A 26386-nucleotide genomic window follows, 5' to 3' on the forward strand; every position below is an offset into this window, starting at 1 on the left:
GCTTAAATCCCACTGATTGGCCTGTAAAATGGCCTGTGTTTCTGACATTTAATCGCCGCAAACCCTTGGTAAACGCGGCGTTGTCGGCATCTTTACTTCTTGTTGATGTCTGATCCGTAAGGTTTGGTGTCAGGTGTTTGCAACTCTTGGGTAATGTATTGCTATACATACGAAGATATTTACCCTGTTCGAACAAACGCCTAGGGTGATTTTAGTTTTCTAATATACCGACCCTGACAGGTCGCTTGGAGCGGATAATGTGGTTTTTCCGGGCGTTGGGATGGTTACTGCTTTTTGCCAGCATTGCTGTGCTGGTCGATGATTCCATTACCGCGCTTCAAACAGGAAGTTTTCGTCTGGTCGCCGCCGGCGAGCTCTGGTATCGCCTTGATACCGGCAGCCTGAACCTGTTGCAATCCGTCATCCAGCGCTACATTTCCGTTTGGGCATGGGATACCATCTTTGTGCCGATCCTGCTGGCACCGGCCCTGGTTGTCTTGTTTGTGCCGTCCGCCATCCTTCTTCTGCTGACCCGCAAGCGCAAGCGTCAGCGCATTTTCTGATCTCCCGTTCGCCAGAGCTCTTCATCTAACTGTTGTCCGGTTTAGTCCTTTGTCGCCTTGTCTGCACGCGGTGCAGGCGGCACACTGCCAGCAATCAACATGGCAGCAGGCAGGAAAACCGGAATGAAGGCATGGGTGTGCAACGCATTTGGCGAAGTACCGCAATGGGTGGATGCTCCGGACCCGGTCGTCCAACCCGGTCAGGTGCTGATTGATGTTGCCGCCTGCGGGGTCAATTTCGCCGATACCCTGATCCTGCAAGGCAAATATCAAAAACGTCCCGAAGGTCCGTTTTCCCCCGGCTTTGAAGTCAGTGGCACGGTGCGTGCGGTTGGCGATGGTGTCAGTCATGTCAAACCCGGCGATGCCGTCATGGCCATGCCCGATTGGGGTGGTTACGCCGAACAGGTTGTGGCCGACGGGGGCCTTGTCATCGCCTTGCCTGCTGGCGTTGATTTCAACAGCGCAGCAGCCTTTCAGATCGCCTATGGCACAAGCTGGTTTGCATTGAAGTATCGCGCCGATATCAAACCGGGTGAGGTCGTTCTGGTGCATGGGGCGGCTGGCGGGGTTGGTCTGACGGCGGTGGAATGTGCCAAGCTTCTGGGCGCAACCGTGATTGCCACGGCCGGTGGCGCGGACAAATGCCAGATCGCGCGCGACCATGGTGCGGATCATGTCATTGACTATAAATCCGAAAACATCCGCGACCGGGTGCGCGAAATCACCGCAAGCCTTGGCCAGCCCAAAGGCGTCGATATTGTTTATGATCCGGTTGGCGGTGATGTCTTTGATCAAAGCCTGCGCTGTGTTGCGCCCGGTGCGCGGATGCTTCTGATTGGTTTTGCCAGCGGCACCGTGCCGCAAATCCCGGCCAATATCCTGCTGGTCAAGAATGTCACCGCAATCGGTTTTTATTTCGGCGCCTATCTCGAACAAAATCCCGATATTGCGCAAACGGGCATGGCAGAGCTTCTGGAACGCCTGCAATCCGGGGCGATCCGGCCGATGATCTCCGCGGTTTATCGGCTTGAAGATGCAATGGATGCCCTGACAGCCATTCGTGATCGCACGGCGACCGGCAAGCTCGTGATTGATTGCCGTCCAAACAGGTAAATAGGCGGATTTCAATACGCACATTGCTGGTATAGGATGAGCTCGTCCCAACCACTTCTCTGCCGGAAATCGCCGAATGCCCGACGACAAAAACAGGCCCGATCACGTCCAGTCTTCTGCAAAGACCCGTGATCAGTATGAAACCTATCCCTATCCGGCCCGCAATCCCGAGGATGAGGACAAACGCCTGATCACCGGATCACCGGGCAACTGGGACGAGGTCGTTCATTTTGTCTTTGGCGGGCGCGATCCTTCGGCACAGACCAAAAGCGGCAAAATCAAAATCCTTGTCGCGGGTGGTGGCACCGGCGATGCGCTGGTCATGCTGGCCCAGCAGGCCCGTGACCGCAAGGCCAAGGCCGAGATCGTCTATATCGATCTGTCCGAAAGTTCGCGCGCCATTGCCGAGGCGCGTATCAAACGCCGCAGTCTGGAAAAGAACGTCACGTTTGTGACCGGATCCTTTGTCGACCTGGCATCTGAGTACGGCCCGTTTGACTATATTGATTGCTGCGGGGTGCTTCATCACCTGCCTGATCCCGATGCCGGGCTCAAGGCACTTGCCGATGCGCTCAAACCCAATGGCGGCATGGGCCTGATGGTCTATGGCGAGTTGGGCCGCCAAGGCGTCTATCACATGCAGGAAATGATGGAACGCCTCAATGCCGAGGCCGGCGGGGCCAAGCGCCTGAATTTCGGCAAGGCGCTGTTTAACTCACTGCCCGGGACCAACTGGCTCAAACGCAACCCGTTTGTCGGTGATCACATCCATGGCGGCGATGCCGGGTTCTATGACCTGTTGTTGCATCAACAGGACCGCGCCTATCGCGTCGACGAGGTGTTTGATTTTGTCGAGGCCGCCGGCCTTAGGCTGCAAAACTTTATCGAGCCGATGCGTTATGACCCGACCACCTATTGTTCGCGCCATGATGTGCTTGATAAGGCGATGCACGTACCATTTCGCGAACGCGCCGCCCTGGCCGAACTGATGGCGGGCAACATCACCAAGCACACCTTTTATGTCGTCAAGGCCAAGAACAAGGTCAAACCACCGGTCCCGTCGCCGGAGCTGATCCCGACCTTCACCCGTGTTGATGGTGCGGCACTCGCGCGATCCGTCGCCAAGACCGGCAATATCAAGATCACCTTTACCGGCCTTTCAGTGACCCGCACCATGCCCTCGGCATCGCCTGCGATCCTGTCGCGGATTGATGGCAAACGATCGATCGGTGAAATCTACGAACTGTTTGATCCCAAGCCGGAAAAGTTCGAATTCAATGCACAGTTTGCCGTGATGTATTCGGTACTCAATGCCGCAAACCTGATGTATCTGCGCCACCCGGAAAAGAAATAGCCCAAAGCAAAAAAAATGTCGGTCACAGGGGGTGCGACCGACATTTAAATACGCACTTTCCAGCGGGGGGAGCTGGAATTGCGCTCAGGGATCTTGGGTGCAACGCCTTATTTAAGGCTGATGCCTTTCCACGCGTCCATCAGGGCTTCAATCAGAACCTGAAGGGGGAAGGTAATTGCGCTGTGAAGCGGCGATACGTTGTTCTGCATGACAGAATACTCAGTTGGTGCGCTGTTGCGCGGGTTAAGCTTTCCAGAACGGCTTGGCGGCTTCGCGTTTTGCGTCATAGATGGTCCAGCCGATATCGCGCAGCATGTGTGCGTCCATGTCGGCCAGCTTCTGACGCAGGTCGTGGCGTTTAAGCCAAGTGCGCGCCAAGTCCAGAAGGCTGGTGGCAGTGTGGTTACGGCGGGTGGCGACAAATGCGCCTGCTTCTTTGGTGATAGCAACCATGATTCTAATCCTCTTTAAATCAGGCCTGCTCTCAGCGATTCAGCGGCCCGCGCATCCACGATGCGTCTGTACTAATCTCGTTAAACCCAGAGTTACCCGAAAAAATACTTGCGCTCAAACCACCTTTTGTCATCATTGCATGAGTTTTCATCATGCAAAGACACCGTCATGAAACGCCGTCCATTGCCGTTAAATGCGCTCCGTGCCTTCGAAGTGGCCGGTCGTCTCGAAAGTTTCACCAAAGCGTCACATGAGCTTAACGTGACCCAAGGGGCGGTCAGTCGGCAGGTGCAGCATCTTGAAGAAGTTCTGGGTCGCCAGCTGTTTGAACGCCACCACAGAAGCCTGCGGTTGACGCGTGCCGGTCGCAACCTTCTTGAAGCACTCACCCCGGCCTTTGACGCCATCGAAGACGCGGTTGCCAAGGTCGAAGACCGTGCCGATGACACCCACCTGTCTGTTTCGGCACCGCTGACATTTTCCATGCGCTGGATTGTGCCGCGGCTCGGGCGGTTTCAGATGGAATATCCCGATTTTCAGGTCCAGTTGGGCACCTATAACGATGATCTGGCATCGGTTGACTTCAACGAGGTCGATATTGCCATCCGCTTTGCCGATCATGGCAACGAACAGCTGGTGCACGAATTTCTGACCGGTGAGCGGCTGTTGCCGGTCTGTCATCCTGATCTGGCCAAGCAACTCAAAACCCCCGAAGACCTTGCGGGTGTGACGCTGCTGCACTGCTCGGCCCAGCGCGAAGACTGGCGCATCTGGCTTGAAGGAACCGGTATCAAGGGGGTGGATGGCACCAAGGGGCCGGTTTTTGCCACCCTTGATATGGCGATGGAGGCCGCGGCAAGCGGCTTTGGTGTGGTGGTGTCCGATCCGGCCATGATCGGGGAATATGTTGTGACCAATCGATTGACTGTGCCGTTTGATCTGCCGGTCGACAGTCCTTATGCCTATTCGCTGTGTTATCCGCGCGGGCGTCTGGAACGGCGCAAGGTCAAGGCGTTCCGTGACTGGTTGATGTCAGAGATCAAGCTTGAAACTGCGCGGCGAAAACTGACGCAAAAAGATGCGCGATAAACCAAACTCACGTGATGGTGCCTTGAAATTGAACGATTTAACGGTGACTATCAGGTGGTTCTAGTGTGGCATCATTCACAGACAACGTGGGCAGGGGGCATCGTGAAGTGACCGTCGATTGCGCCGCGTGGATTAAGTTCACATAATAGTAGATTAAGTCCACATAATAGAACAGTGATCAGCTTGCATCAGGGAAAGACGACAATCACATGATTTCGTATGCAGCCAGCATGACAATGCCGGGCAGGAAGCGGCGCGGGGGCGCCATGACATCCATCCTTTTTGCCAGTGCACTGACCCTGCTTTCGGTCGCACTGCCTTTACATAACGCAACTGCGCAGGACGGTGACAAGCCGGTGATGAACCCGGCACCGACGGTGGCTGTTGACGAGACCGATCTGGCACCGCTGACCACCCGCTCACACGGTATTTCGCTGTATGGCGATCTGAAATACGGTCCGGATTTCCACCATTTCGATTATGTGAACCCCGATGCGCCGAAGGGTGGCACGCTGGTGCAATCCTCCATCGTTGCCTTTGATACCCTTAATCCCTTTACGCTTAAGGGCAATCCGGCTGCGGGCCTTGGTCTGATCTATGACAGCCTGATGGTTTCCAGCGCGGACGAGCCCTACGCCATGTATGGCCTGATTGCCCATTCGATCGAGGTGCCGGACGATAGGTCCTATGCCATCTTCCATCTTGATCCGCGTGCGCGTTTCCAGGACGGCAGCGACATCACCGCCGAAGACGTGGTGTTTTCCTATGAAGTGCTGGTCGAAAAGGGAAGTCCCGTTTACCGCCAGTATTTTTCCCAGATCGAAGGGGCCGAGGTGATTGACGAACTGACCGTCAAATTCACTTTCAAGCCGGGCAACAATCGCGAAACGCCGATGACCGTGGCGGGCATTTCGATCATGCCGAAAAAGTTCTGGGAAGGTAAGGACTTCGCCAAAACCACCTTTGAAATTCCGGTCGGCAGTGGGGCCTACAAGGTTGCCAGCATCGAAGCTGGCCGACGCATCACCTATGAGCGGGTCAAGGATTACTGGGCGGCCGACCTTCCGGTCAATCGCGGGCAGAACAATTTCAATACCATCCGCTATGACACCTATCTTGATATGGAAGTGCAGCGTCAGGCATTTCTGGCCGGCGAATACATGATCCGGTCCGAACATTCATCACGGGACTGGAACACGGCCTATAACACGCCTGCGGTCCAGCGTGGTGACATCCAAAAGGAATTCATGCCTGATCATTTGCCAACAGGCATGCAGGCCTATGTTCTGAACGCGCGCAATCCGCTGTTTGCCGACAAGCGCGTGCGCCGCGCGCTGCAATACGGGCTCGATTTCCAGTGGCTTAATCGTGCAATGTTCTATGGGGCCTATCACCGCACCGACAGTTTCTTTGCCAACTCGGAGCTGGCGGCGACCGGCATTCCGACCGGCGCTGAACTGGCGCTGCTTGAACCCTATCGCGATCAATTGCCCGAAAGGTTGTTCACCGAACCCTATAAGTTACCAAACTTTGATGCCCCGAACGGCCGCCGAGAGGCCCTGCGTGAATCCATGACGCTTCTGAACGAAGCGGGCTGGGAAGTACGCGACAAGGTTCTGGTCAACAAGGAAACCGGGGAGCCCTTCCGGTTCGAACTGATCATTCGCCAGCCGGGGCTTGAAAAGATCGCGCTGGTGGTCAAATCGCGCCTCAAACAGCTTGGCGTGGAAATGGATATTCGCCTGATTGATACCGGCCAGTGGGTCAATCGTATTCAGGCCTTTGATTTCGAAGTTACCACTCATTGGTGGACGCAATCCCTGACGCCGGGCAACGAACAGCGCGTGTTCTGGAGCTCGGAGGCTGCCGATCAACCCGGTTCTCGCAACTTTGCCGGCATCAAGGATCCGGTGGTCGATGCGATGATCGAAAATGTTGCATCTGCCGACAGCTGGGAAGAACTGGTGGCTGCGACCCGCGCACTGGATCGCGTACTTCTGTGGGGGAATTACGTCATTCCGCAATGGTATCTGGGTGGGGACCGCATGGTCTGGTGGAACATCTTTGGTCGCCCGGACACGGTGCCGCTTAAGGGAATGTCGATAATGCGTTGGTGGATTGACCCGGAAAAGGCGACCAAACTGCAGATGGGGGGATTCTAGGCCATGCTGAACTATATCATTCGGCGTTTGCTTCTGATCCCGGTCACGCTGTTTGGCATCATGTTGTTGAACTTTGCGATCATTCAGTTTGCCCCCGGCGGCCCGGTCGAACAGGTTGTTGCCCAGCTTCAGGGAACGGCTGTTTCATCAACCGCCCGCATTACCAATCAGGGCGGGGATAGCGGCGGCGGAAGTACTGCTTCATCCTCTGCATCGGGTAACAACTTCTCCTCGACATCCAACTATCGCGGCGCGCAGGGGCTTGATCCCGAAGTCATCAGACAGCTCGAAGTACAGTTCGGTTTTGACAAACCGGCCCATGAACGCTTCTGGATGATGATGAAGAACTATCTGACCTTCGATTTCGGCCAAAGCTATTTTCAGGACCGCGACGTGGTCGATCTCGTCATCGACAAGATGCCGGTTTCGATCTCGCTGGGGATCTGGTCAACGCTGATCATTTACATCATCTCGATCCCGCTTGGCATCACCAAGGCGGTGCGCGATGGATCGAACTTCGATATCTGGTCGTCGGCCGCGATCATTGTCGGCTTTGCCATTCCGGGGTTCCTGTTTGCCGTCATGCTGATCGTGGTGTTTGCCGGTGGGGCCTATCTTGACTGGTTCCCGTTACGCGGGCTGACATCGTCAAACTGGGAACAACTGTCCTTGTGGGGCAAGGTCGTTGATTATTTCTGGCATCTGACCCTGCCGATCATTGCACTCACGATTTCGGGTTTTGCCACGCTGACCATGCTGACCAAGAACTCGTTCCTTGATGAGATTAACAAGCAATATGTCGTGACCGCCCGTGCCAAGGGCCTGACCGAAAAGCGCGTGCTCTATGGTCACGTTTTCCGTAACGCCATGCTTTTGATCATCGCCGGGTTCCCCAGTGCACTGGTTGGCATGCTGTTTACCGGCTCGGTCCTGATCGAGGTGATCTTCTCGCTTGATGGTCTGGGCCTGCTTGGTTTTAACGCGGTAATGACGCGTGATTATCCGGTGATGTTTGCAACCCTTTATTTCTTCACGCTGTTTGGCCTGATCATGAACCTGATCAGTGACCTCAGCTATCATCTGGTCGATCCACGGATCGACTTCGAAGGGCGGGGGAATTGATCATGTTCAATGCTGTTCTCTCACCGCTCAACCGTCGTCGCCTGTCAAACTTCAAATCCAACAAGCGCGGCTATTGGTCGCTTGTGATCTTTACCATTCTGTTTGTCATTTGCCTCGTGGCCGAACTGGTCGCCAATGACAGACCGATCTTCGTCAAATATGGCGATGACTGGTATGTACCGATCGTATCGGACCATCCCGAAACGGCCTATGGCGGCGATTTCGATGTCGAGACGGATTTCTATGATCCCTATATTCAGGGCAAGATCGCCGAAAACGGCTTTGCCATCTGGCCTTTGATCCCGTTTTCCTATGACACCATCGATTTTGAAATGCGTGAACCGCAACCGGCCCCGCCCTCAATGCGCCATTTGCTGGGCACGGATGAACTGGGCCGCGATGTTCTCGCACGCCTGATTTACGGCTTCCGGATTTCCATCTTGTTTGGTCTGGCGCTCACCGCGGTCAGTTCCGTGATCGGCATTGCGGCTGGTGCTGTGCAGGGCTATTTCGGCGGCTGGGTCGATCTTGGCTTCCAGCGTGTCATCGAAATCTGGTCAGGCCTGCCACAGCTTTTCATCCTGATCATTCTGGCCAGCCTGTTTGCGCCGGGTTTCTGGACGCTTCTGTTTATCCTGGTGTTGTTTAGCTGGATGAGTTTGACCGGTCTTGTCCGTGCTGAATTCCTGCGCGCGCGTAATTTCGAATATGTCCGGGCTGCGCGCGCCCTTGGCATGACCGACACCCGGATCATGTATCGCCATGTTCTGCCCAATGCGATGGTGGCAACCATCACCTTCCTGCCGTTCGTGTTGAATGGCTCGATTGTGGCACTCACTTCGCTTGACTTCCTGTCGCTTGGCATGCCGCCCGGCTCCCCGTCCTTGGGCGAGCTGCTGTCACAGGGCAAGAACAACCTGCAGGCGCCCTGGCTTGGCTTTACCGCCTTCTTTGCCATCGCAACCATGCTCAGCCTTCTGATCTTTATCGGCGAAGCAGTGCGTGATGCCTTTGATCCGCGTAAAACGTTTTAAGGAGTAGGACAATGACAGCGCAATCCGCCCATCAGCCGCTCCTTGCCATTCGCGACCTGTCGGTCAAATTCGCCGACGTCACGGCGGTAAAGGATGTGTCCTTTACCCTTGATCGCGGTGAAACCATGGCGCTTGTCGGGGAAAGTGGGTCTGGCAAATCGGTCACGGCCCTGTCGATTTTGCAATTGCTGCCCTATCCGCGCGCCAGCCACCCGTCAGGATCGATCATCTTTGACGGGCAGGAAATGGTCGGGGCCAAGGAACGCACCCTGCGTGCGATCCGCGGCAACCGGATTTCCATGATCTTTCAGGAACCGATGACGTCGCTGAACCCGCTGCACAATATCGAAAAGCAGGTGGGCGAGGTATTGTTCCTCCACAAGGGCCTGCGCGGGGCCAAGGCGCGTGCCCGCATCCTTGAATTGCTTGAACTTGTCGGTATTCCCGATCCGGCGTCACGGCTGAAAGCCCTGCCGCATGAACTTTCCGGCGGCCAGCGCCAGCGCGTGATGATCGCCATGGCACTTGCCAACGAACCGGAACTTCTGATTGCCGATGAACCGACCACGGCCCTTGATGTCACCATTCAGGCGCAAATTCTTGAACTGCTCAAGGATCTGCAAAGCAAGCTTGGCATGGCGCTGCTCCTGATCACCCATGATCTGCAGATCGTGCAGAAAATGGCGCAGACCGTTTGTGTGATGAAAGACGGCGAAATCGTCGAGGCCGGGCAGGCGCGCGCGCTGTTTGATGATCCCAAACACGATTACACCAAAAAGCTGCTTTCGGCCGTGCCCAGTGGCGAAGCCCCGGCATTGCCGGAAAACGCCACCGAGCTGCTTGAAACCAGCAACATCCATGTGCAGTTCCCGATTGGCCGCAAGGGCATCCTCGGGCGGCCCGATCATTATTTGCACGCGGTTGATCAGATTTCGCTGACCCTTAAGCAGGGCGAAACCCTTGGCATCGTCGGTGAAAGCGGATCGGGTAAAACCACGCTTGCCATGGCGATCCTCAGGCTTCTGAAATCAACCGGGGATATCCGCTTTGCAGGCCAAGACATTCGCGATTTTTCCGGTGCTGACTTGCGCAAGCTCCGCCGCGATATGCAGGTGGTGTTTCAGGATCCGTTCGGCTCGCTCAGCCCCCGCATGTCGATCGCCCAGATCGTTGGCGAGGGCCTTGAAATCCACGCGCCCGACCTGTCCCAGGCCGAACGCGAAGCCCGCATTGCCGAGGCGCTTGACGAAGTCGACCTGCCGCAAAATGCCATGGATCGTTATCCGCACGAATTTTCCGGCGGGCAGCGTCAACGCATTTCGATTGCCCGTGCACTGGTCTTAAAACCCCGCTTTATCGTACTAGATGAACCGACATCGGCCCTTGATATGTCCGTACAGGCCCAGATCGTCGAACTGCTGCGTGATTTGCAGGCACGCCATAAGATGGCATACTTGTTCATCAGTCATGACCTGCGCGTTGTGCGTGCATTGTCGCACCGTGTCATGGTCATGAAGAACGGCAAGCTGGTCGAAAGCGGGGCTGCTGCCGATGTATTTGATAACCCGCAACAGCCCTACACCAAGGCGCTGCTGGCCGCGGCCCTTGATCTCAAAGCAGCCGGTAAGGAATTTGTCAGAAACTAGGGGCAGCATTCCTGATCGAGATCGGGTACAACATATGAAAAGGCAATAATAACAGGACTATAAAGGCAGGTTTAAGGTTGAATATGTTGTCACGTGCGATCAAAAATCGAACCGGACATCGTCTTTGCGGCCATGTGCTGATCATGGCTCTGTGCTTTGCTGTATTTTCAATGGCGATCCCGTCGGCCCGCGCCAGCACGGCGTCCGCGGACAAAGCCAACACCGAAGAACCCAAAGAACCAGCCGTTCCTGAAATACCCGATACGGTTGTTGTGCCTGATCCGGTGTCGCTGACGATTGTCTTGCGCAAAAGCGGCACCATTCGACAGATCGTTTTCAACATCTGGCTGGAAGCCACCAGCAGGCAGGCAGTGGACGCTATCGAGCAACGCCTGCCCAAGGTCATCAATGCCTTTCTGGTCGATCTGCAACGCCTGATGTATCGCGATACCGAGCAACGCTTTGAAAACCGCGAACCGGGCAAGCGCGGCTTTAAATACACAGCCCCCGGCCTTCTGCCGCCACCACCCCCCAAGACCGAGGAAGAACTCGCCGCCGAGGCCGAAGCCGCCAAACTGGCCGAAGAAAATGGCGAGGAAATTGCCAAGGAACCACCCTTCAGCCCGTTCCAGCCGGTTTCAAACCGCTATTTCGCGGCCCTGCAAAACAAGCTTCTGCGCACCGGTCAGGGAGTCCTGCCACCCGATACCCTGCGCTCGGTTCAGATCCGCATGTTCTATGACTTCTGGCCGGGTGACGCGAAGCCGCGCAAATAACCAAATCCTCCTGTGATGTGCGTATCGATGCTCATGTGTCGCAGCCTGCGCATGGGCCATTGTCAAACGGGCACTTGTCGATCCTTGCTGCTGTGATATCCGGGGGGCAACGTCACCAGACTTGTCACCAGAGTTGCCCCACCATGTCGTTTGAAATCTGGCTCAGTTTCACCCTGCTTGTCTTCCTCGTCGTAATGTCGCCCGGACCCAGTATCCTGATCGGCATGTCGCATGCGCTGCGTTATGGTGCGCGACCGACCTTGATGACGGCCTTAGGTGATGTCACCGCCAACATGATCCAGATGCTGATTGCGGCCCTTGGTTTGGGCGCTGTCCTGGCGACATCGGCAACTGCCTTTGCCATTGTCAAATGGTGCGGTGTTGGCTTTCTGCTCGTCATCGGTTTGATGTCATTTCTTCGCAAGCCCAGGGAAATCAATATCAAGACCGGTATCGAAACGAATAATCAGGCACGGTTTGAACCGGCAAACGGACTACGCCTGTTCCGCGAAGGCTTTCTGGTCGCGGCAGGAAATCCCAAGGCGATTGCCTTTTTCGGGGCGCTGTTTCCGCAATTCATTGATCCTGGCCAGCCCCTCACACCACAACTCCTTATCCTTGGCGCAACCTTCGTGACACTTGATTACAGTTTCGTAATGATTTACGCGATGGGGGCTGCAAAACTGATGCCGTGGCTGGTGCGCCGCGGGGGCAATAACGTCATCGGGCGGCTTTCAGGTGGCGTTTTGATCGTTGCCGCAGGGCTTTTGGCGCTGATTGAGGTGCCCGAAACCATGGCGGACACCCACCCGGTCCCGGCACAGGCGATAAACCACCCATCGGCACCATGACGTCGTTTTGCCCGGTCTTTTGTATTAGAATTTCTGATAATCCATTGATATCAGAAAGGAAAATCGCACGTGTATAACGCACAGATTGGCTCGAATACAAACCAACTGGTCTGTATATAGCGATTTTTTGCCATATCAGATTTACTGCATTTAAAATGGGGAAGTTTTGCTGCCCTAACTGGCCGATTTTACGAAACGTGGCCTTGGAAACGGGCTTTGGGCGTCAGTTGCGGTCTGACTTCAGACGCTTGTCGATTTGTTTTTGGATCTGATTATTCGCTCTCGAGACCAGCGCCGACGATGATATCGCCAAATTCACGCAGGAAGACCGATCCCTTCACGGTACGCTGAACCAGAACCGAACGACGATCTTCTTCATCGACCTTGCGTTTGACCATGCCAAGCGAGCTCAGGCGATCAAGCGCACGGGTAATGGCCGGTTTGGAAATATTCAGCGCCTCGGAGAGGCCGCGCACCGTATGCGGCGCCGGGGTCAGGTAAACGCTCAGCAACAAGGCCATCTGTCGGGCCGACAGGTCGGGGGAGTCCCGACGCACACTCTCAACAATCGCGATACGCCAAAGGTCAAGCGCCTGAGACGCTTTGATCTCGATCGACATGTTCGTGCCCAACAATTTATTTGTTACGAATACGTAATCTCTACCTGACCCCTGCCATGATGTCAAAGGCCTAATTACCAAAAAATTGAATTTACGTTTAGTTTACTTACCGTAACGATCCTTGATCAGCTTGAAGGCGGCCCGGATGCCCTGTGCTTCGCCGCCGGTTGGGCGACCGGGACGGTCGGACGGGTTCCAGGCCATCAGATCGATATGCGCCCAGCTTTTGGCCCCCTCGGCAAACCGATCAAGGAACAGGGCGGCAATGATCGCGCCGCCAAACGGGCTGCCCGAAATGTTGTTCATATCAGCCGCCTTGCTATCAAGCTGGCTGCGATAATCATCCCACAGCGGCAAACGCCAGAGCGGATCGTTTTCGGCCATCCCCGTTTCCATCAATCCATTGGCCAGATCATCATCATTGGAAAACAGGGCCGGCAGGCCAAGGCCAAGGGCAACACGTGCCGCCCCGGTCAGGGTCGCGAAATCAAGCAGCATGTCCGGGTCTTCCGATGCCGCCTCGGTCAGGGCATCGGAAAGAACGATGCGTCCTTCGGCATCGGTATTGCCGACCTCGACCGTGATGCCCTTGCGGGTTTGCAAAATGTCACTTGGGCGATAGGCACGACCCGACACCATGTTTTCAACCGCCGGGATCAGAACGCGCAACCGTACCGGAAGGTCGGCCGCCATGATCATGCGCGCCAGGCCAAGAACCTGTGCCGAACCGCCCATGTCCTTTTTCATCAAAAGCATGTTGCTCGATGGCTTCAGGTCATAGCCGCCGGTGTCAAAACACACACCCTTGCCGACCAGCGTGATTTTCGGCGCACTTTCATCGCCCCAGGTAAGGTCGATCAGGCGCGGGTCGCGATCACTGCCATGCCCGACCGTGTGAATGGCCGGGTAGTTCTGGGCCAAAAGATCCATGCCGACAATCGCGCTGACATTGGCACCAAATTCGGCCCCAAGGCCTCTGGCGGCTTCTTCAAGCTCGGCCGGGCCCATGTCATTGGCTGGCACATTGATCAGATCGCGTGCAAGGCCGATCCCGCGTGCAATGTTTTCGGCCCGCTTGGCGGCGTCAATGTCATGCAGGGCGATTTTGGCGCGCTTGTCCTTTTTGCCGTCATCCTTGCGATAGCGATCAAACCGATAGCCGCCCAGATAAAGCCCAAGGGCGGCCTTTTCATAAAGATCTTCCTTGTCCGTCAGATCATCAGAAAGCGCATAGGTCCCGGCCGGAAGGGCGTTTGGCAGACCGGCAAAATCCCAGATCGCCTTGGCATCATCAACATAGCCCACCAGAACGGTGCCAACCGCGCCATCCGCCCCGGGAAGCAAAAGCTGCGTACCGCGCTTGCCCTCAAAGCTGTTGGCGGCAATCCACGACTTGGTTGCGTCCGGCTGCTGGGCAAGCCAGCTTTCAAAGCCGCTTTCGGCAATCGGGGTGATCGGGGTCGGGTTGGCAGAAGGATCGTTGGCGATGATGTGGTCGTACAATTTAAGGCATCCCTGCTGGTGACGAGTGATAGGTAACACGTGACGGTCGACTGAAAGGGCAGCGGCCAAAGACCAACTGCCCAACCAAAACGAACCGGCAATATGTGTTCACAAGATATGTGACCCGATCTTACGGCTGCCATCCCCCGCGGTCAAAACTCATTCACATAATCGAACACTGCTTTGTGCTTAAAGCCGCGCTTGAACGTCTGGCTTGAACGACTGGCTTGAACCGGGCACCCAAAGGCCAGATAGTATTCGCCGCTGTCATCAAACCCGCCAATCGCGCCAACCGCCAAAGGTCCCAGCATGCAAAACCTTCCTGTGCTTTATATCGGTAATAAAAACTATTCCTCCTGGTCGCTGCGCGCCTGGCTTGGCCTGCGCGTTGCTGGTGTGGCGTTCGAGGAAAAGCTCGTCCCGCTCCGCTCCGAAGAATGGCATGCCAAGGCGCCGGTCTTTTCGCCCAGTGCCAAGGTCCCGGCCTACTTTGATGGCACCAAAACCATCTGGGAGGCGCTTGGCATTCTCGAATACATCGCCGACAGTCAGCCCGACACCATGCTCTGGCCGCTTGATATCGATGTGCGGGCAATCGCGCGCGCCGTCTCGCTTGAAATGCATGGCGGGTTTGGGCCCTTGCGAAGCTCCATGCCGATGAATTGCCGCAAAAGCCTGCCGGGTCTTGGGCGCAATGCTGCGGTGGACAAGGACATCACCCGCATCACTGAAATCTTCAAGATGTGCCGCACCCAATATGGTCAGGGTGGCGATTTCCTGTTTGGTCATTTCTCGATTGCGGATGCCATGTATGCCCCGGTGGTAACACGGTTCAAAACCTATGGCGTAACGCTTGATCCGATTGGCAATGCCTATATGGAAACCATCCTTGCCCTGCCGGAAATGAAGGAATGGTACGCCGATGCCGCAGCCGAGGAATGGGTGATTGACGACGCCGAGGTGAAATAACCCATGCCGGGTCTGACCGGAAAACTGCCTGAAATTGATCCGATGGGTGGGGATGCGGCCCTTGATCGGTTGCTGTCCGACGTCCGGGCGTGTCGCATTTGTGCCGAACAGTTGCCACTTGGGCCGCGCCCGGTGGTGCGCATGGCGAAATCGGCGCGCATCCTTGTGATCGGGCAGGCGCCGGGCACGCGGGTCCATGAAACCGGTCTGCCCTGGAACGATGCGTCCGGTGATCGGCTGCGTGATTGGCTGGGACTTTCGGTCGATGATTTTTATGATCCGGCCAAACTCGCCATCATGCCGATGGGGTTTTGTTATCCCGGCCGCTTTGATCGCGGTGGGGATCTGCCGCCCCGTCCGGAATGCGCGCCGACATGGCATGATGCCCTGCGCCAACACTTACCCGATATCGGCCTGACCCTTCTGATCGGGCAATACGCGCAAGAACGCTATCTTGGTCCGCGCCGGGCCAAAACCATGACTGAAACCGTGCATCGCTTTGCCGATTTCCTGCCTGACGGCATCCTGCCCATGCCCCATCCAAGCTGGCGCAACACCGCCTGGATGAAAAAGAACCCGTGGTTTGAGGCCGACCTTTTGCCGGTGCTGCAATCACGCGTGCAAGGCTTGCTGACATAGAGCAATTTGGGTTGCGCTGGTTTTTATGTTCCAATGCGCCCAGACGACCGCGTCCATAAGACAAGTGGCCAACATTAAGGAGGCACAAGATATGAGCAAACTTGAAAAATCCACCATCGAAAAGGCGCTGACCGATCTTTCGGGTTGGGCGCTTGCCGATGACGGGCTTTCGATCAAACGCGTCTACAAGTTTGGCGATTTCAATGCCGCGTTTGGCTTCATGACGCGGGTGGCACTCATGGCCGACAAGATGGATCACCATCCCGAATGGTTCAATGTCTATAACAAGGTCGAAATGACCCTGACCACCCACGATGCCGGGGGTGTCACGCAAAAGGACATTGATCTGGCAACCTTCTGCCAAAAGGCTTCTGGTCAATAAGCCCTGCCAAATGAATTGCGCCCTGCCGCTGGGGGACGGCAGGGCGCATTGGCTGCGGGATAAAGAAACGAAATCGTGTGGGACTATTTCGGTTCCAGCCGGACCGCGCCATCTATGCGAATGGTCTCGCCATTGATCATTTCATTTTCACAGATATGCATCGCCAGACGGCCATATTCATACGGATCGCCAAGGCGTTTCGGGAACGGCGTATTGGCAGCCAGGCTTTCCTGAACCTCATCAGGCAGGCCCTTTAACATCGGTGTGCCAAACAGACCCGGCGCGATGGACACCACCCGAATGCCATGGCGGGCCAACTCACGTGCGGCCGGCAGGGTAAGGGATGCCACCCCGCCCTTGGACGCGGCATAGGCGGCTTGCCCGATCTGCCCTTCGAAGGCCGCGATCGATGCGGTGTTGATAATCACCCCGCGTTCGCCGGCATCATTGGGGTCATTCTGGCTCATCGCATTGGCGGCAACCCGCATCATGTTAAATGTGCCAATCAGATTGACGGTGATCACCTTGGAAAACGCGGCCAGATCGGCCGGGCCATCGCGCCCGACAATGCGTTCGCCGTGCACGATCCCGGCACAGTTCACAAGGATCGATGGCGTGCCCAGATCCGCCTGCACCCTTGCAACTGCCTGCTCGACACTCTCGGCATTGGAAACATCAACGCCATAGCCAACACCACCCAATTTCTCGGCTGTGGCCTTGGCACCGTCTTCATTCAGATCAAATGCCGCAATCCGTGCCCCGGCACTCGCCAGTGTCTCGGCGGTTGCCGCGCCAAGACCGGACGCAGCCCCGGTAACAATGGCAATCGAACCCTTGATGTGCATGACGTGAAGCCTCCCCACGCGCGCTCTTCTGATTAATTTGGTATTTGTATACCAAATTATATCTTTAGCGGGCAAGCGTCGATTTAACCTTGTCGGGTATGCGAAATCGAGGCCTCAGATCAGGGTTAACGGCGCTGGGCGATCTCGCGATAAAGCGCTTCGGGACTGACACCGATTTCAAGGGCAATCACCCGCCAATTGCCCTTTTCTGGCAGCACCCCGTCATGCCAGGCGATCCAGGCATCAAGCCGTTCAGCCACTGTCCGAAGCCGCAAAATCTCCGCCCGCTGGCGGGTTGCCTGCACCTCGCGCGCCAGATGCGCGGCAAGCGAAAGTGCCATCTGATTATTATCGGCAAGATGGGCTTCAACATCATGTTTGCGGATCATTTTGACCTGCGCCTCCTGATGGCAGACAGCATCACAATGGTAGTAATGCGAAAACAATGATGCCTCTGCCAAAACGCTGTTTGGCCCGGCACGTTGCAAAACAATCTCGTCACCGTTTTCCAAAAACCGCGCCAGCCGCACTTCCCCGCTGAGAATAAGGAAAAGATGCTCGACCGGGTCCCCTTTGCGAAACAGGACCTTGGGCGGGCTGTAATCATACAACCTGCCATGAAAACGGTTGAGAAGATCAAAGATTGATACCGACATGATATCTATCATGTGGCAATTGGCTGACCTGTTTCAAGCTTGGCGTCCATTCAAACCAAAAGGTGCAGCCATGTTTATTCTCTCCCGCCTGCCGCAAACGGTATTCCGGGCCGCGTTTGCCGCGTTGATCCTGCTTGGAACGACCATCCCGCTAACCGCCCATGCACAGGGAAATGCCCATATGCATCGCACCGACAATGCGCAGCACGGCAGTAACATGGCCAGCGACGCAAGCACGCCATCCCCATATGTCGGCCAACAACATCGCCCGGTCAAAAGCCTGTCGGCCAAGGATATGGACGAATTGCAAAAGGGCGGCGGCTGGGGATTGGCCAAGGCCGCCGAACTGAATGGCGTGCCGGGGCCGGCCCATTTGCTCGAACTATCTGATCAGATCCCGCTGTCTTCAGACCAGCATGCCGCCATCACCGCGCTTTATGCCGACATGAAAGAAAACGCGATCATTGCTGGCAACAGATTGATCGAGGCTGAAATCGCCTTGGACGCGGCATTCAGGGCCGGGGGGCTGACGGCGGATGAACTCGAAGGGCTGATAAACACCATCACCCAAAGTCTCGGCCGGTTGCGCTTTGTCCATCTGTCGACCCACCTCAAGACCCCGGAAATCCTGAGCCCCGATCAAATCGCGCGCTATAACAGTTTGCGGGGATATGACGGGTGATGGGTGACGCGCCGTCGACCTTTATCTGGCCTTGGCAAGCTTGCGCTCACGAAGTGCGACATAGATCGCAGCGCCGATAATCATCGCCCCGCCGGGCAATATCCAGATATCGGGCACTTCGCCAAACAGCATCAGCGCCAGCACGGCAATGATCGGCAAACGCAAATAGGAAAACCCGACAAAGAAACTGTAATCGGCCAGTTGCAGGGCTTTGACATTGCAAACCTGCATCACATTCATCATCAACGCGGCAACCGCCATAAGGCCAAGTGCAGACCAGCTTGGCGTCTGCCAGACGAATAATGCCGGGATCAGGGAAACCGGTGTGGTGATGATCATCAGATAAAACAAAAGCGATGTGGTCGACTCCGTTGCCACCAACCGCTTTGTGATCAACCCGGCACTGGCCATGCAGATCGCCGCCGCAATCGGCAAAATGCTGGCCGCTTGCATGGTGTCTGTCCCGGGCTGAATGATCAGGGCCACACCGACAAACCCGATAACAATCGCAAGCCAGCGGTGAATGCGCACCTGTTCGCGCAGGATCACGGCGGCCAGAATGGTGCCAAACAGGGGTACCGTGAAATTAAGCGTCGTCGCCTCGGCCAGTGGCAAATACAACACCGCCATAAACCACAAACACATCTCTGCTGCCGACAACACGCCGCGCAAGCCAAACAAAGGCAGGCGCTTGGTGGCAAGGCTTACAATCCCGCGCTTCATCACCATCGGCAAAATCAGGATCAGGCCAAAGGCAAAGCGCAAAAACACCGCCTGATAGGGATGCAGTTCCTCAGTGGCATAGCGGATCGTGAGCGTAAAACACGCCGCCAGAATGGCTGCAAACAGTGCGAAAAAGCTTGCCCGCATCACATCGGACTGGCTGTTGAACCATGTCCGCATGCTGTCACGACTTCCTGTTGGACGGCGGCGGATCAAGATCGCTTGCCGTGGCCGAAAGCCCGCGCTTGATCCGGTTGGCTTCGCGGTTCAATTTCGCCTCGCGCCGCGCGATATAAAGTGCGGACCCGATAATCAGGGCCGCACCGGGCACCAGCCAGATTTCCGGAACCTCGCCAAACATCACCAGAGCGATACCGACGACAAAGGGCAGGCGCAGGTAATTAAACCCGATCACAAAGCTATAATCATAAACCCGAAAGGCGTTGGTATTACAAAGCTGGGTGATGTTGGCCATGAACGCGCCCGCCACCATCAGGCCAAGCACCTCAAGGCTCGGTGTCTCCCAGACAAACAATGCCGGGATCAGGGTCAGGGGCGTGGTCAGCATCATCATGTAAAGGATGATGGCGGTCGGGTTTTCGGTCCGCGACAGTGACTTGATCGTCAATCCCGCACTGGCCATGCAAATTGCGGCGGCAATCGGAAACAGGCTTGCCAGTTGCACGGTTTCGCTGCCCGGCCGGATGATCACCAGCACCCCGCCAAAACCGACCAACAAGGCCGCAATCCGGTATTTGCGAACTTTCTCACCCAAAAAGATCGCGGCAAGGATGGTGCCAAACAGCGGTACGGTGAAATTAAGCGCCGTTGCCTCGGCCAGCGGCATATAGGCAATCGCCGAAAACCAGAAACTCATCGCCCCCATCGACAGAACCGCACGCAGGCAGAACATCGGAAAACGCTTGGTCTTAAGCGGCGTTAATCCCGCCCGCAAAGCAATCGGTGCGATGAACAAAAGCCCAAAGAAATTGCGCAAAAACACTGCCTGCAACGGATCGATATGCTCGGTCGCAAGACGGACAAACACTGAAAAGATCGCCGCACTGATCGATGCCATCAGGCCAAAGGAGGTTGCCTGCAAATAGGGCGGAAGTCCGTTAAACCATTCACGCATCGGGCTTGTCCTTTGCGCTGGCATCCCGATCAACGCGGGTCACCGGGATGGCTTGCGGATCGGCGGGGGCCGTGGTCGGCATGCTGGCTTCCCTCTTGGCCTTTTTGGCCAGAACCGCCTCACGCCGCGCGATATAAAGCGCTGATCCAATGATCAAGGCCGCCCCCGCCCAGGTCCAGAAATCAACCACCTCGCCAAACATCACATAGGCCAAGGCCGCAACAAAGGGCAGGCGCAGGAAATCAAAAATCATGACATAGGACTGATCGGCCGTGCGATAGGCACGCACCAGCAATTGCTGCCCCGCGGTTCCGGTCACGGCAATGATCAACAGGATGAACAATTGCCAGGCAGTCGGCCCCTGCCAGTATATCAGCGCCGGGATCAGCGACAGCGGCGTCATGATCAGGCCCATCCATGTCACGATGGCATTGGCACTTTCGGTCCGTGACAGCATTTTGACCGTGGTCATCGCGCACGCCATGAAAACCGTCGCGCCAAGGGCCAGGATCGCACCGGTCTCAAAGCTTTGGCCAAACGGGCGGATCACAATCATCGCCCCGACAAAACCGATCGCAATCGCGCTCCAGCGGCGCGCCCGCACGGTTTCGCGTACCACCACGGCGGCCAGAACCGTGGTCAGGATCGGCAGGGTAAAGTTGATCGCAATCACCTGTGCGGCGGGTGACAGCGAAAGGGCGGTGAAAATGCACGACATCGCCCCGAAGCCCAGCACCCCGCGCAGAAAATGCAGCTTGAACCGCTCGGTCTTTAATCCGCTCGCACCATTGCGCACCATCCATGGCACCATTGGCAACAACCCGAACAGGTTACGGAAAAACGATGCCTCGAACGGATGCAAGTCTGCTGTGACATAGCGGATAAAAACCGCCATTACCGCAAAACACATTGCAGCACTGATCATAAGAAGGGCGCCCATCAGGGCTGCATTGTCAGAGGCGGGGCGATGTAAAATCATTACAAGTAAAGGTTTACGCAGCTATCCGGAAAAAATCCAGTCTCGCGAACGGGGTATCGCATGGCAGCGGCGCATGGCAGACCCGGCAAATTTGGCGAACAGTTCGCGCACACCCGTTTTTCGTGTAAGATCAAGGCAATCAGCAAAATCCATTCAGGGGGAAGATAAATGGATGCAATTGATCGCAAACTGATCGACATCCTGCAGGAAGACGCATCACTGTCCTATTCGGTTCTGGGAACAAAGGTCGGGCTGTCTGTTTCTGCGGTGAATGATCGTGTGCGCAAGCTGCGCGAACAGGGGATTATTCAGGCCTATCGCATTTCGGTTGATCCGAACGCCATTGGCCGTGCCTTGACCGCAATGGTCTGGCTGCGCACCGATCCGGCCAAGGGCAACAAGAAACTGGTCAAATCCCTGATCAAGGCCGATGAAGTGCTGGAATGCCATCACATGACCGGGCGCTTTGATTTTCTGGTCAAACTGCGCCTGCGCGATACCGGCCATCTGGAATCGTTTATTTCCGACACGATCAAGGAAATGCCCGGCGTCGTCGAAGTTCTGCCGGAAATCGCCTTGTCCACGGCCAAGGAAACACTATTTGTTCCGGCGCAGGCCGACCACGAATAGGGGGCCGTGCCTGACTTTACAGTTTCAGGATAATTTTGATCAGTCATCGGGGGAGATGGCATTGCCGGTCATCATTTCCTAAGTATCACTATGTGATAGTACTGCGCACGTAACCCGCCAAACCCATTCTGATGTCCCGACATAGGAGCCCCCGAAATGATTGAATCGATGAATCTGGTGATCCTGATTGCATCGATTCTGGTGGTGGTGGCTGTTTTCACCAGTCTGGTCAGCTTCCGGGTCGGCGCCCCCTTGCTTCTGGTGTTTCTGTTTGTCGGTCTGGCGGCGGGCGAGGACGGCATTGGCGGCATCATGTTCGATAATGCGCCGCTCGCCTATTTCATCGGCTCCATCGCGCTCGCCCTGATCCTGTTTGACAGTGGCTTTGAAACCCAGCTCCGAACGTTAAAAATCGCCGCCGGTCCATCGCTTGTTCTGGCAACTTTCGGGGTGCTGATTACCACCGGCGTGATTGGCGGGGTAACCTGGCTGGTGCTCGATGTGCCATGGCTGGTTGCACTTTTATTTGGGGCGATTGTCAGCTCAACCGATGCGGCGGCGGTGTTTTTCCTGCTGCGCGTTGGCGGGATCAATCTGCGTGATCGTACGCGCAGCACGCTGGAAGTTGAATCGGGTTCGAACGACCCGATGGCGGTGTTTCTGACGATCTCGCTGGTCGAACTGATCATTCTCGGCGGTGGCGAAAACATCGCGCTTGAACTCCTGCAACGCTTCATCCTTCAGATCGGCCTTGGCGCGATTTTCGGCCTTGCCGGTGGTTATGCGCTGGTCTGGATGATCAACCGGGTCAAACTTGAACCGGGACTGGTGCCGATCATTACCATGGCACTTGCACTCAGCCTGTTTGGCGCGACCAGTATTCTCGGCGGCAGTGGCTTTTTGGCGGTGTATGTCGCGGGTCTTTATGCCGGCAACAGCAACATGAAAATGAGCGTCGGCGTCCGGCGTTTTCAGCATGTCACCACCTGGCTTGCCCAGATCGCGATGTTTGTCACCTTGGGTCTGCTCGCCACCCCGTCCGAATTTGGCACGGTTGTCCTTCCGGGTGTCATTCTGGCGCTGGTTCTGGTGTTTGTCGCCCGTCCGGTGGCGGTCTGGCTGTGCCTGATGTTCTTTAACTTCTCGCGCAATGATACCGCCTTTATTTCATGGGTCGGCTTGCGCGGGGCGGTCTCCATCCTGCTTGCCATTGTGCCGATGGTCGAAGGCGTGCCCGAAGGGCAGCTGTTGTTTAACACCGCCTTCATCGTCGTGATCACCTCGCTTCTGTTGCAGGGCTGGACGATCCGGCGGATGGCGCATTGGCTGGGCATAATTGTGCCGGCCCGCCACGGTCCGGTGGACCGTATTGATCTCGAACTGCCCGGCAATGCCAATCAGGAAATCGTTGTCTATCGCGTTCACGAAGCCAGTGCCGTTGCCACCGGTCATCGTATTCCGCGCTGGGCACGGCCAAGTCTGATCCTGCGCGATGGTGCATCACTGCGCCCGCATTCCGCCGGGCCGGTTCAGGGCGGTGATCAGGTCTATATCATTACCCCGCCCAAGCATGTCGACCTGCTCGACCAACTGTTTGCCGGTCCGGCCGAGGGGGCCAATGACGTCGAACTGTTCGGTGATTTCAGCTTCCCGGCCGATACCCGGATTGCCGATATTGGTCGTCTGTATGGCTTTGCCGTCGACGCCGATGATACCGAACTCACCGTGGCCGAAATCCTCGAACGTGATCTGCCCGGCGATCTCGAACTCGGTGATCGCATGCCCTATGGCACGGTGGAACTGATCGTGCGCCGCACCGATGATGAGCACGACGTGCTTGAGGTCGGCTTGGCGGTTGAACAACAAAAAGCCAAACCCAAACGCCGCATTCCGATCTTCCAATCGCGCAGCGAATTGCTGGCAATCTGGAAAGATTGGCAGAAACGCAAACGCGCCGAAAAGAACGCGGCGCTGAGCGATCAGACATCATCAACCGCCAAGCAGCTTGATGATGGCACAGACGAGGCCGATGTGACTGAGGCACCTGACGTGCCGGACGCATCCGATGACAATATTGAAGATGTGGCTGACGACACGGCTGATGACACGCCCAAAGACGGCGACGAAACCCCCGAACCAGAAGACAGCGGCAAAAAGACCGGCAAAGCAGGTCGGTCGAAAAAATCCTGATTGGCGATGCATTAGATTTCCGGTCTTTGGATTAGTTTGGCTAATGGCAGGATCAAAAAAGCTGGTTTGGCGCCGGTTCTGAACTGCCCTAAATTGTGGCTTCAATTCTTTTGGAGTCCTTGGGCCATGTTCGGTCTTTACGCAGCAGTTGTCTTGATCTGGGGATCGACCTGGATCGCCATTCAGTATCAGCTTTCGGTCGCCCCCGAAGTCGCCGTCGCCTATCGCTTTGCCTTGGCAACGCTGATCTTGATGGCCTGGTGTGGCCTACGCCGCTTGCCGATGCGTTTTACGCTGCGCGATCATTTCTTCATGGCGGTTCTGGGCGTCTGTCTGTTTTCGCTGAACTATGTCCTGATCTATGTCGCCAGTATCCATCTGACGTCCGGGCTTCTGGCGGTGGTGTTTTCAACCATCGTCATCATGAATATGATTAATGGCGTGATCTTTTTCCGCCGCCGTCCCGAAACCCGCACCCTGATCGGGGCCGGGATCGGGCTTACCGGGATCGCCATGGTGTTTGCCAATGATCTGGCCGCCTTCGATCTGACAACGGGTGGCAGCATCGGGCTTCTGGTTTCCCTTGCGGGGGCTTACATCGCATCGCTTGGCAATATGGCGTCCGCACGCAACCATGCGCGCGGGGTTCCGGTCATGCAGGCCAATGCTTATGGCATGCTTTATGGCACGCTCTTGCTGTTTGGCTATATCGCGCTTGCCGGAATCCCGGTGACCTTTGATACCAGTGCCAGCTTCTTGGCCGCTTTGGTTTATCTCGCCCTGTTCGGATCGGTTCTGGGCTTTGGCTTCTATCTGACACTTTTGGGCAAGATCGGCCCGGATCGTGCGGCCTATAGTTCGGTGATGTTCCCGATTGTTGCCCTGTTGCTGTCGACCTGGTTTGAGGATTTCCACTGGACGGGCAATATAATCTGGGGTGTGGCGCTGACATTGGTCGGCAACGTGGTTATTCTGACCAAACGTGTCCCCAAACCGGCGACCAAGGTGCTCGAACAGGTTGCACCAGTACCGCCAACTTGCGCAACAAACCCGACAGCGAAGCCATGATCGCAGACCTGAAGACGGAGTAAAAGATGAACGGTGCGGCCTATTTCGAACGCATGGCGCAATATAATCTCTGGGCCAATGCAAAGGCTTATGGGCTTTGCGCGAAATTGCCAGTGGCCGAACTCGATGCCCCGCGCACGGCCTTCTTCCCGTCGATCCTGCGCACGCTCAATCATATCCTGGTGGCTGACCGCATCTGGATGAGCCGCCTGCTCGGCAGTCCCGTGGCCATGCCGCTCAACACCGTGCTTTATGAAAACTTCGATGAACTCCGCCGCGCCCGCGTGGCCGAAGATCAGGCGATCATTGAGTTCACCAACGGCCTGACCGACGCCGAAGTGACCGCGGATCTGACCTACCACTCGGTCGCGGGTGATGCCTATACCATGCCGCGCGATCTGGTTTTGGCGCATATGTTCAACCATCAGACCCACCATCGTGGGCAGCTGTCCAACATGCTGATCGAGGCCGGATTGGGCCCGCTTGAGATTGATCTGGTCTTTTTCGCCAGGGATCAGTTGGGATGATCGAGCTTCTCGTTGCCTATACGCCGTTTCTGATTGCCGCCCTGTTGCTCAACATCTCGCCGGGGCCGGACATGGCCTATATTGTCGGGCAAACCGCGGTGCATGGCCGCAAGATCGGCCTGTTTTCGTCACTTGGCGTGATTTCCGGTGCCTTTGTCCATGTTTTGGCGGCAACCTTTGGGCTTTCGGCCATTCTTGCGACCTCGGCGCTGGCCTTTGCCATCGTCAAATGGATCGGGGTGGCCTATCTGGTGTGGCTGGGTATCGGCGCGCTTCGCAGCAGCTTTGCCAAATCAGAAACTGCGGCGAAATCGGCTGAGCCAACCGCCCCGATTTCGACCAAACCGATGACTGCCTTTGGCGCCTGGCGTCAGGGGGTGATGATTGATGTGCTCAATCCCAAGGTGGCGATTTTCTTCATGGCCTTCCTGCCGCAATTCATTGATCCAACCCGTGGCAATGGCGCGGTGCAGTTTCTGGTACTCGGCCTGATGGTGCTTCTGATCGCCTTTGTGGTTGAGGGCATGCTGGTTTTGGCGGTGGCCTCGGCCGCTGGCCGGATCAAGGGCAGTCGCAAGCTGGGCGCCTGGTTGAACCGCGCACTTGGCGGCATGTTCATCGCCCTTGGCATCCGTCTTGCCATTTCCCAGCAATAGCCTGCAAAAAATCAGC

28 protein-coding genes are annotated in these 26386 nt (G+C 56.2%); 19 read left to right on the top strand and 9 right to left on the bottom strand.

Annotated features, from left to right (window positions below; all coding sequences use genetic code 11):
* The first annotated feature begins 257 nt into the window (after positions 1–257).
* From AC5Q5A_RS02030 to AC5Q5A_RS02040, 3 genes are all read left to right on the top strand, one after another.
* A complete protein-coding gene (locus AC5Q5A_RS02030) occupies positions 258–563 on the top strand; it encodes a hypothetical protein (protein WP_008888520.1) in 306 nt (101 codons plus the stop codon).
* Between the two features lie 123 nt (positions 564–686).
* Positions 687–1679, top strand: coding sequence for an NADPH:quinone oxidoreductase family protein (locus tag AC5Q5A_RS02035; protein ID WP_493894163.1), 993 nt, complete (start codon positions 687–689; stop codon positions 1677–1679).
* A gap of 76 nt (positions 1680–1755) precedes the next feature.
* Complete coding sequence (locus AC5Q5A_RS02040) at positions 1756–3033, top strand: class I SAM-dependent methyltransferase (RefSeq protein ID WP_493894164.1); 1278 nt, start codon at positions 1756–1758, stop codon at positions 3031–3033.
* Positions 3034–3276: 243 nt separating this feature from the next.
* On the opposite strand, the gene AC5Q5A_RS02045 is transcribed toward AC5Q5A_RS02040, so the two are convergent.
* On the bottom strand, positions 3277–3486 hold the full coding sequence (locus AC5Q5A_RS02045) for a DUF1127 domain-containing protein (protein ID WP_493894165.1): 210 nt from the start codon (positions 3484–3486) through the stop codon (positions 3277–3279).
* Between the two features lie 168 nt (positions 3487–3654).
* On the opposite strand from AC5Q5A_RS02045, the gene AC5Q5A_RS02050 reads away from it, so the two are divergent.
* The 7 genes from AC5Q5A_RS02050 to AC5Q5A_RS02080 all read left to right on the top strand — a co-directional run bounded on the left by AC5Q5A_RS02050 (position 3655) and on the right by AC5Q5A_RS02080 (position 12166).
* Positions 3655–4575, top strand: a complete 921-nt coding sequence (locus AC5Q5A_RS02050) for a LysR substrate-binding domain-containing protein (RefSeq protein ID WP_008888516.1) — start codon at positions 3655–3657, stop codon at positions 4573–4575.
* 266 nt (positions 4576–4841) lie between these two features.
* On the top strand, positions 4842–6737 hold the full coding sequence (locus AC5Q5A_RS02055) for an extracellular solute-binding protein (RefSeq protein WP_493894166.1): 1896 nt from the start codon (positions 4842–4844) through the stop codon (positions 6735–6737).
* Between the two features lie 3 nt (positions 6738–6740).
* Complete coding sequence (locus AC5Q5A_RS02060) at positions 6741–7859, top strand: microcin C ABC transporter permease YejB (RefSeq protein WP_493894167.1); 1119 nt, start codon at positions 6741–6743, stop codon at positions 7857–7859.
* Between the two features lie 2 nt (positions 7860–7861).
* Positions 7862–8893, top strand: a complete 1032-nt coding sequence (locus tag AC5Q5A_RS02065) for an ABC transporter permease (protein ID WP_287444114.1) — start codon at positions 7862–7864, stop codon at positions 8891–8893.
* 11 nt (positions 8894–8904) lie between these two features.
* Entirely contained in the window at positions 8905–10539 is a 1635-nt protein-coding gene (locus tag AC5Q5A_RS02070; protein WP_493894168.1) for an ABC transporter ATP-binding protein, read from the top strand.
* 143 nt (positions 10540–10682) lie between these two features.
* Positions 10683–11315: a hypothetical protein gene (locus AC5Q5A_RS02075; protein ID WP_493894169.1), complete on the top strand. Its 633-nt coding sequence runs from the start codon at positions 10683–10685 to the stop codon at positions 11313–11315.
* A 143-nt stretch (positions 11316–11458) separates the two neighbouring features.
* Positions 11459–12166, top strand: a complete 708-nt coding sequence (locus AC5Q5A_RS02080; RefSeq protein ID WP_493894170.1) for a LysE family translocator — start codon at positions 11459–11461, stop codon at positions 12164–12166.
* Between the two features lie 272 nt (positions 12167–12438).
* On the opposite strand, the gene AC5Q5A_RS02085 is transcribed toward AC5Q5A_RS02080, so the two are convergent.
* The 3 genes from AC5Q5A_RS02085 to AC5Q5A_RS02095 all read right to left on the bottom strand — a co-directional run bounded on the left by AC5Q5A_RS02085 (position 12439) and on the right by AC5Q5A_RS02095 (position 14600).
* The gene (locus AC5Q5A_RS02085) at positions 12439–12786 is read right to left on the bottom strand and encodes a MarR family transcriptional regulator (protein WP_008888509.1); all 348 of its coding nucleotides are present in this window, start codon (positions 12784–12786) and stop codon (positions 12439–12441) included.
* Positions 12787–12888: 102 nt separating this feature from the next.
* The gene (locus AC5Q5A_RS02090) at positions 12889–14289 is read right to left on the bottom strand and encodes a leucyl aminopeptidase family protein (RefSeq protein WP_493894171.1); all 1401 of its coding nucleotides are present in this window, start codon (positions 14287–14289) and stop codon (positions 12889–12891) included.
* A 152-nt stretch (positions 14290–14441) separates the two neighbouring features.
* Positions 14442–14600 carry a hypothetical protein gene (locus AC5Q5A_RS02095; protein ID WP_493894172.1) on the bottom strand — a complete coding sequence of 53 codons (159 nt, stop codon included), beginning with the start codon at positions 14598–14600 and terminating at the stop codon, positions 14442–14444.
* Between AC5Q5A_RS02095 and AC5Q5A_RS02100 the strand changes: the two genes are divergently transcribed.
* The 3 genes from AC5Q5A_RS02100 to AC5Q5A_RS02110 all read left to right on the top strand — a co-directional run bounded on the left by AC5Q5A_RS02100 (position 14599) and on the right by AC5Q5A_RS02110 (position 16279).
* Positions 14599–15258 (top strand): glutathione S-transferase family protein, encoded by a 660-nt coding sequence (locus AC5Q5A_RS02100; protein ID WP_493894173.1) that lies wholly within the window; start codon positions 14599–14601, stop codon positions 15256–15258. The two genes, AC5Q5A_RS02095 and AC5Q5A_RS02100, sit on opposite strands and share 2 nt — an antisense overlap.
* A gap of 3 nt (positions 15259–15261) precedes the next feature.
* The gene (locus AC5Q5A_RS02105; RefSeq protein WP_493894174.1) at positions 15262–15897 is read left to right on the top strand and encodes a uracil-DNA glycosylase family protein; all 636 of its coding nucleotides are present in this window, start codon (positions 15262–15264) and stop codon (positions 15895–15897) included.
* Positions 15898–15988: 91 nt separating this feature from the next.
* Complete coding sequence (locus tag AC5Q5A_RS02110; protein ID WP_417835627.1) at positions 15989–16279, top strand: 4a-hydroxytetrahydrobiopterin dehydratase; 291 nt, start codon at positions 15989–15991, stop codon at positions 16277–16279.
* 83 nt (positions 16280–16362) lie between these two features.
* Here the strand turns inward: AC5Q5A_RS02110 and AC5Q5A_RS02115 are convergent, their stop codons facing one another.
* Both AC5Q5A_RS02115 and AC5Q5A_RS02120 read right to left on the bottom strand, forming a co-directional pair.
* Positions 16363–17124, bottom strand: a complete 762-nt coding sequence (locus tag AC5Q5A_RS02115) for an SDR family NAD(P)-dependent oxidoreductase (protein ID WP_493894175.1) — start codon at positions 17122–17124, stop codon at positions 16363–16365.
* A 125-nt stretch (positions 17125–17249) separates the two neighbouring features.
* A complete protein-coding gene (locus AC5Q5A_RS02120) occupies positions 17250–17780 on the bottom strand; it encodes a Crp/Fnr family transcriptional regulator (protein ID WP_493894176.1) in 531 nt (176 codons plus the stop codon).
* 70 nt (positions 17781–17850) lie between these two features.
* On the opposite strand from AC5Q5A_RS02120, the gene AC5Q5A_RS02125 reads away from it, so the two are divergent.
* On the top strand, positions 17851–18462 hold the full coding sequence (locus AC5Q5A_RS02125; RefSeq protein ID WP_493894177.1) for a hypothetical protein: 612 nt from the start codon (positions 17851–17853) through the stop codon (positions 18460–18462).
* Positions 18463–18483: 21 nt separating this feature from the next.
* On the opposite strand, the gene AC5Q5A_RS02130 is transcribed toward AC5Q5A_RS02125, so the two are convergent.
* From AC5Q5A_RS02130 to AC5Q5A_RS02140, 3 genes are read right to left on the bottom strand one after another with little or no spacing between them, the layout of a single operon-like run.
* A complete protein-coding gene (locus AC5Q5A_RS02130) occupies positions 18484–19365 on the bottom strand; it encodes a DMT family transporter (RefSeq protein WP_493894178.1) in 882 nt (293 codons plus the stop codon).
* Between the two features lie 4 nt (positions 19366–19369).
* Positions 19370–20320 carry a DMT family transporter gene (locus AC5Q5A_RS02135; RefSeq protein WP_493894179.1) on the bottom strand — a complete coding sequence of 317 codons (951 nt, stop codon included), beginning with the start codon at positions 20318–20320 and terminating at the stop codon, positions 19370–19372.
* Positions 20313–21260, bottom strand: a complete 948-nt coding sequence (locus AC5Q5A_RS02140; RefSeq protein WP_493894180.1) for a DMT family transporter — start codon at positions 21258–21260, stop codon at positions 20313–20315. Before AC5Q5A_RS02140 ends, AC5Q5A_RS02135 begins: the two co-directional genes overlap by 8 nt.
* 207 nt (positions 21261–21467) lie before the next feature.
* Between AC5Q5A_RS02140 and AC5Q5A_RS02145 the strand changes: the two genes are divergently transcribed.
* From AC5Q5A_RS02145 to AC5Q5A_RS02165, 5 genes are all read left to right on the top strand, one after another.
* Positions 21468–21929: an Lrp/AsnC family transcriptional regulator gene (locus tag AC5Q5A_RS02145; protein ID WP_063086688.1), complete on the top strand. Its 462-nt coding sequence runs from the start codon at positions 21468–21470 to the stop codon at positions 21927–21929.
* A 156-nt stretch (positions 21930–22085) separates the two neighbouring features.
* Positions 22086–24119, top strand: a complete 2034-nt coding sequence (locus AC5Q5A_RS02150) for a potassium/proton antiporter (RefSeq protein ID WP_493894181.1) — start codon at positions 22086–22088, stop codon at positions 24117–24119.
* A gap of 126 nt (positions 24120–24245) precedes the next feature.
* Entirely contained in the window at positions 24246–25187 is a 942-nt protein-coding gene (locus AC5Q5A_RS02155) for a DMT family transporter (RefSeq protein ID WP_493894182.1), read from the top strand.
* 26 nt (positions 25188–25213) lie between these two features.
* Complete coding sequence (locus AC5Q5A_RS02160; RefSeq protein WP_493894183.1) at positions 25214–25714, top strand: DinB family protein; 501 nt, start codon at positions 25214–25216, stop codon at positions 25712–25714.
* The gene (locus tag AC5Q5A_RS02165) at positions 25711–26370 is read left to right on the top strand and encodes a LysE family translocator (protein ID WP_493894184.1); all 660 of its coding nucleotides are present in this window, start codon (positions 25711–25713) and stop codon (positions 26368–26370) included. Before AC5Q5A_RS02160 ends, AC5Q5A_RS02165 begins: the two co-directional genes overlap by 4 nt.
* Positions 26371–26386: the final 16 nt, after the last annotated feature.

This window comes from Thalassospira sp. CA1 (assembly GCF_059052855.1).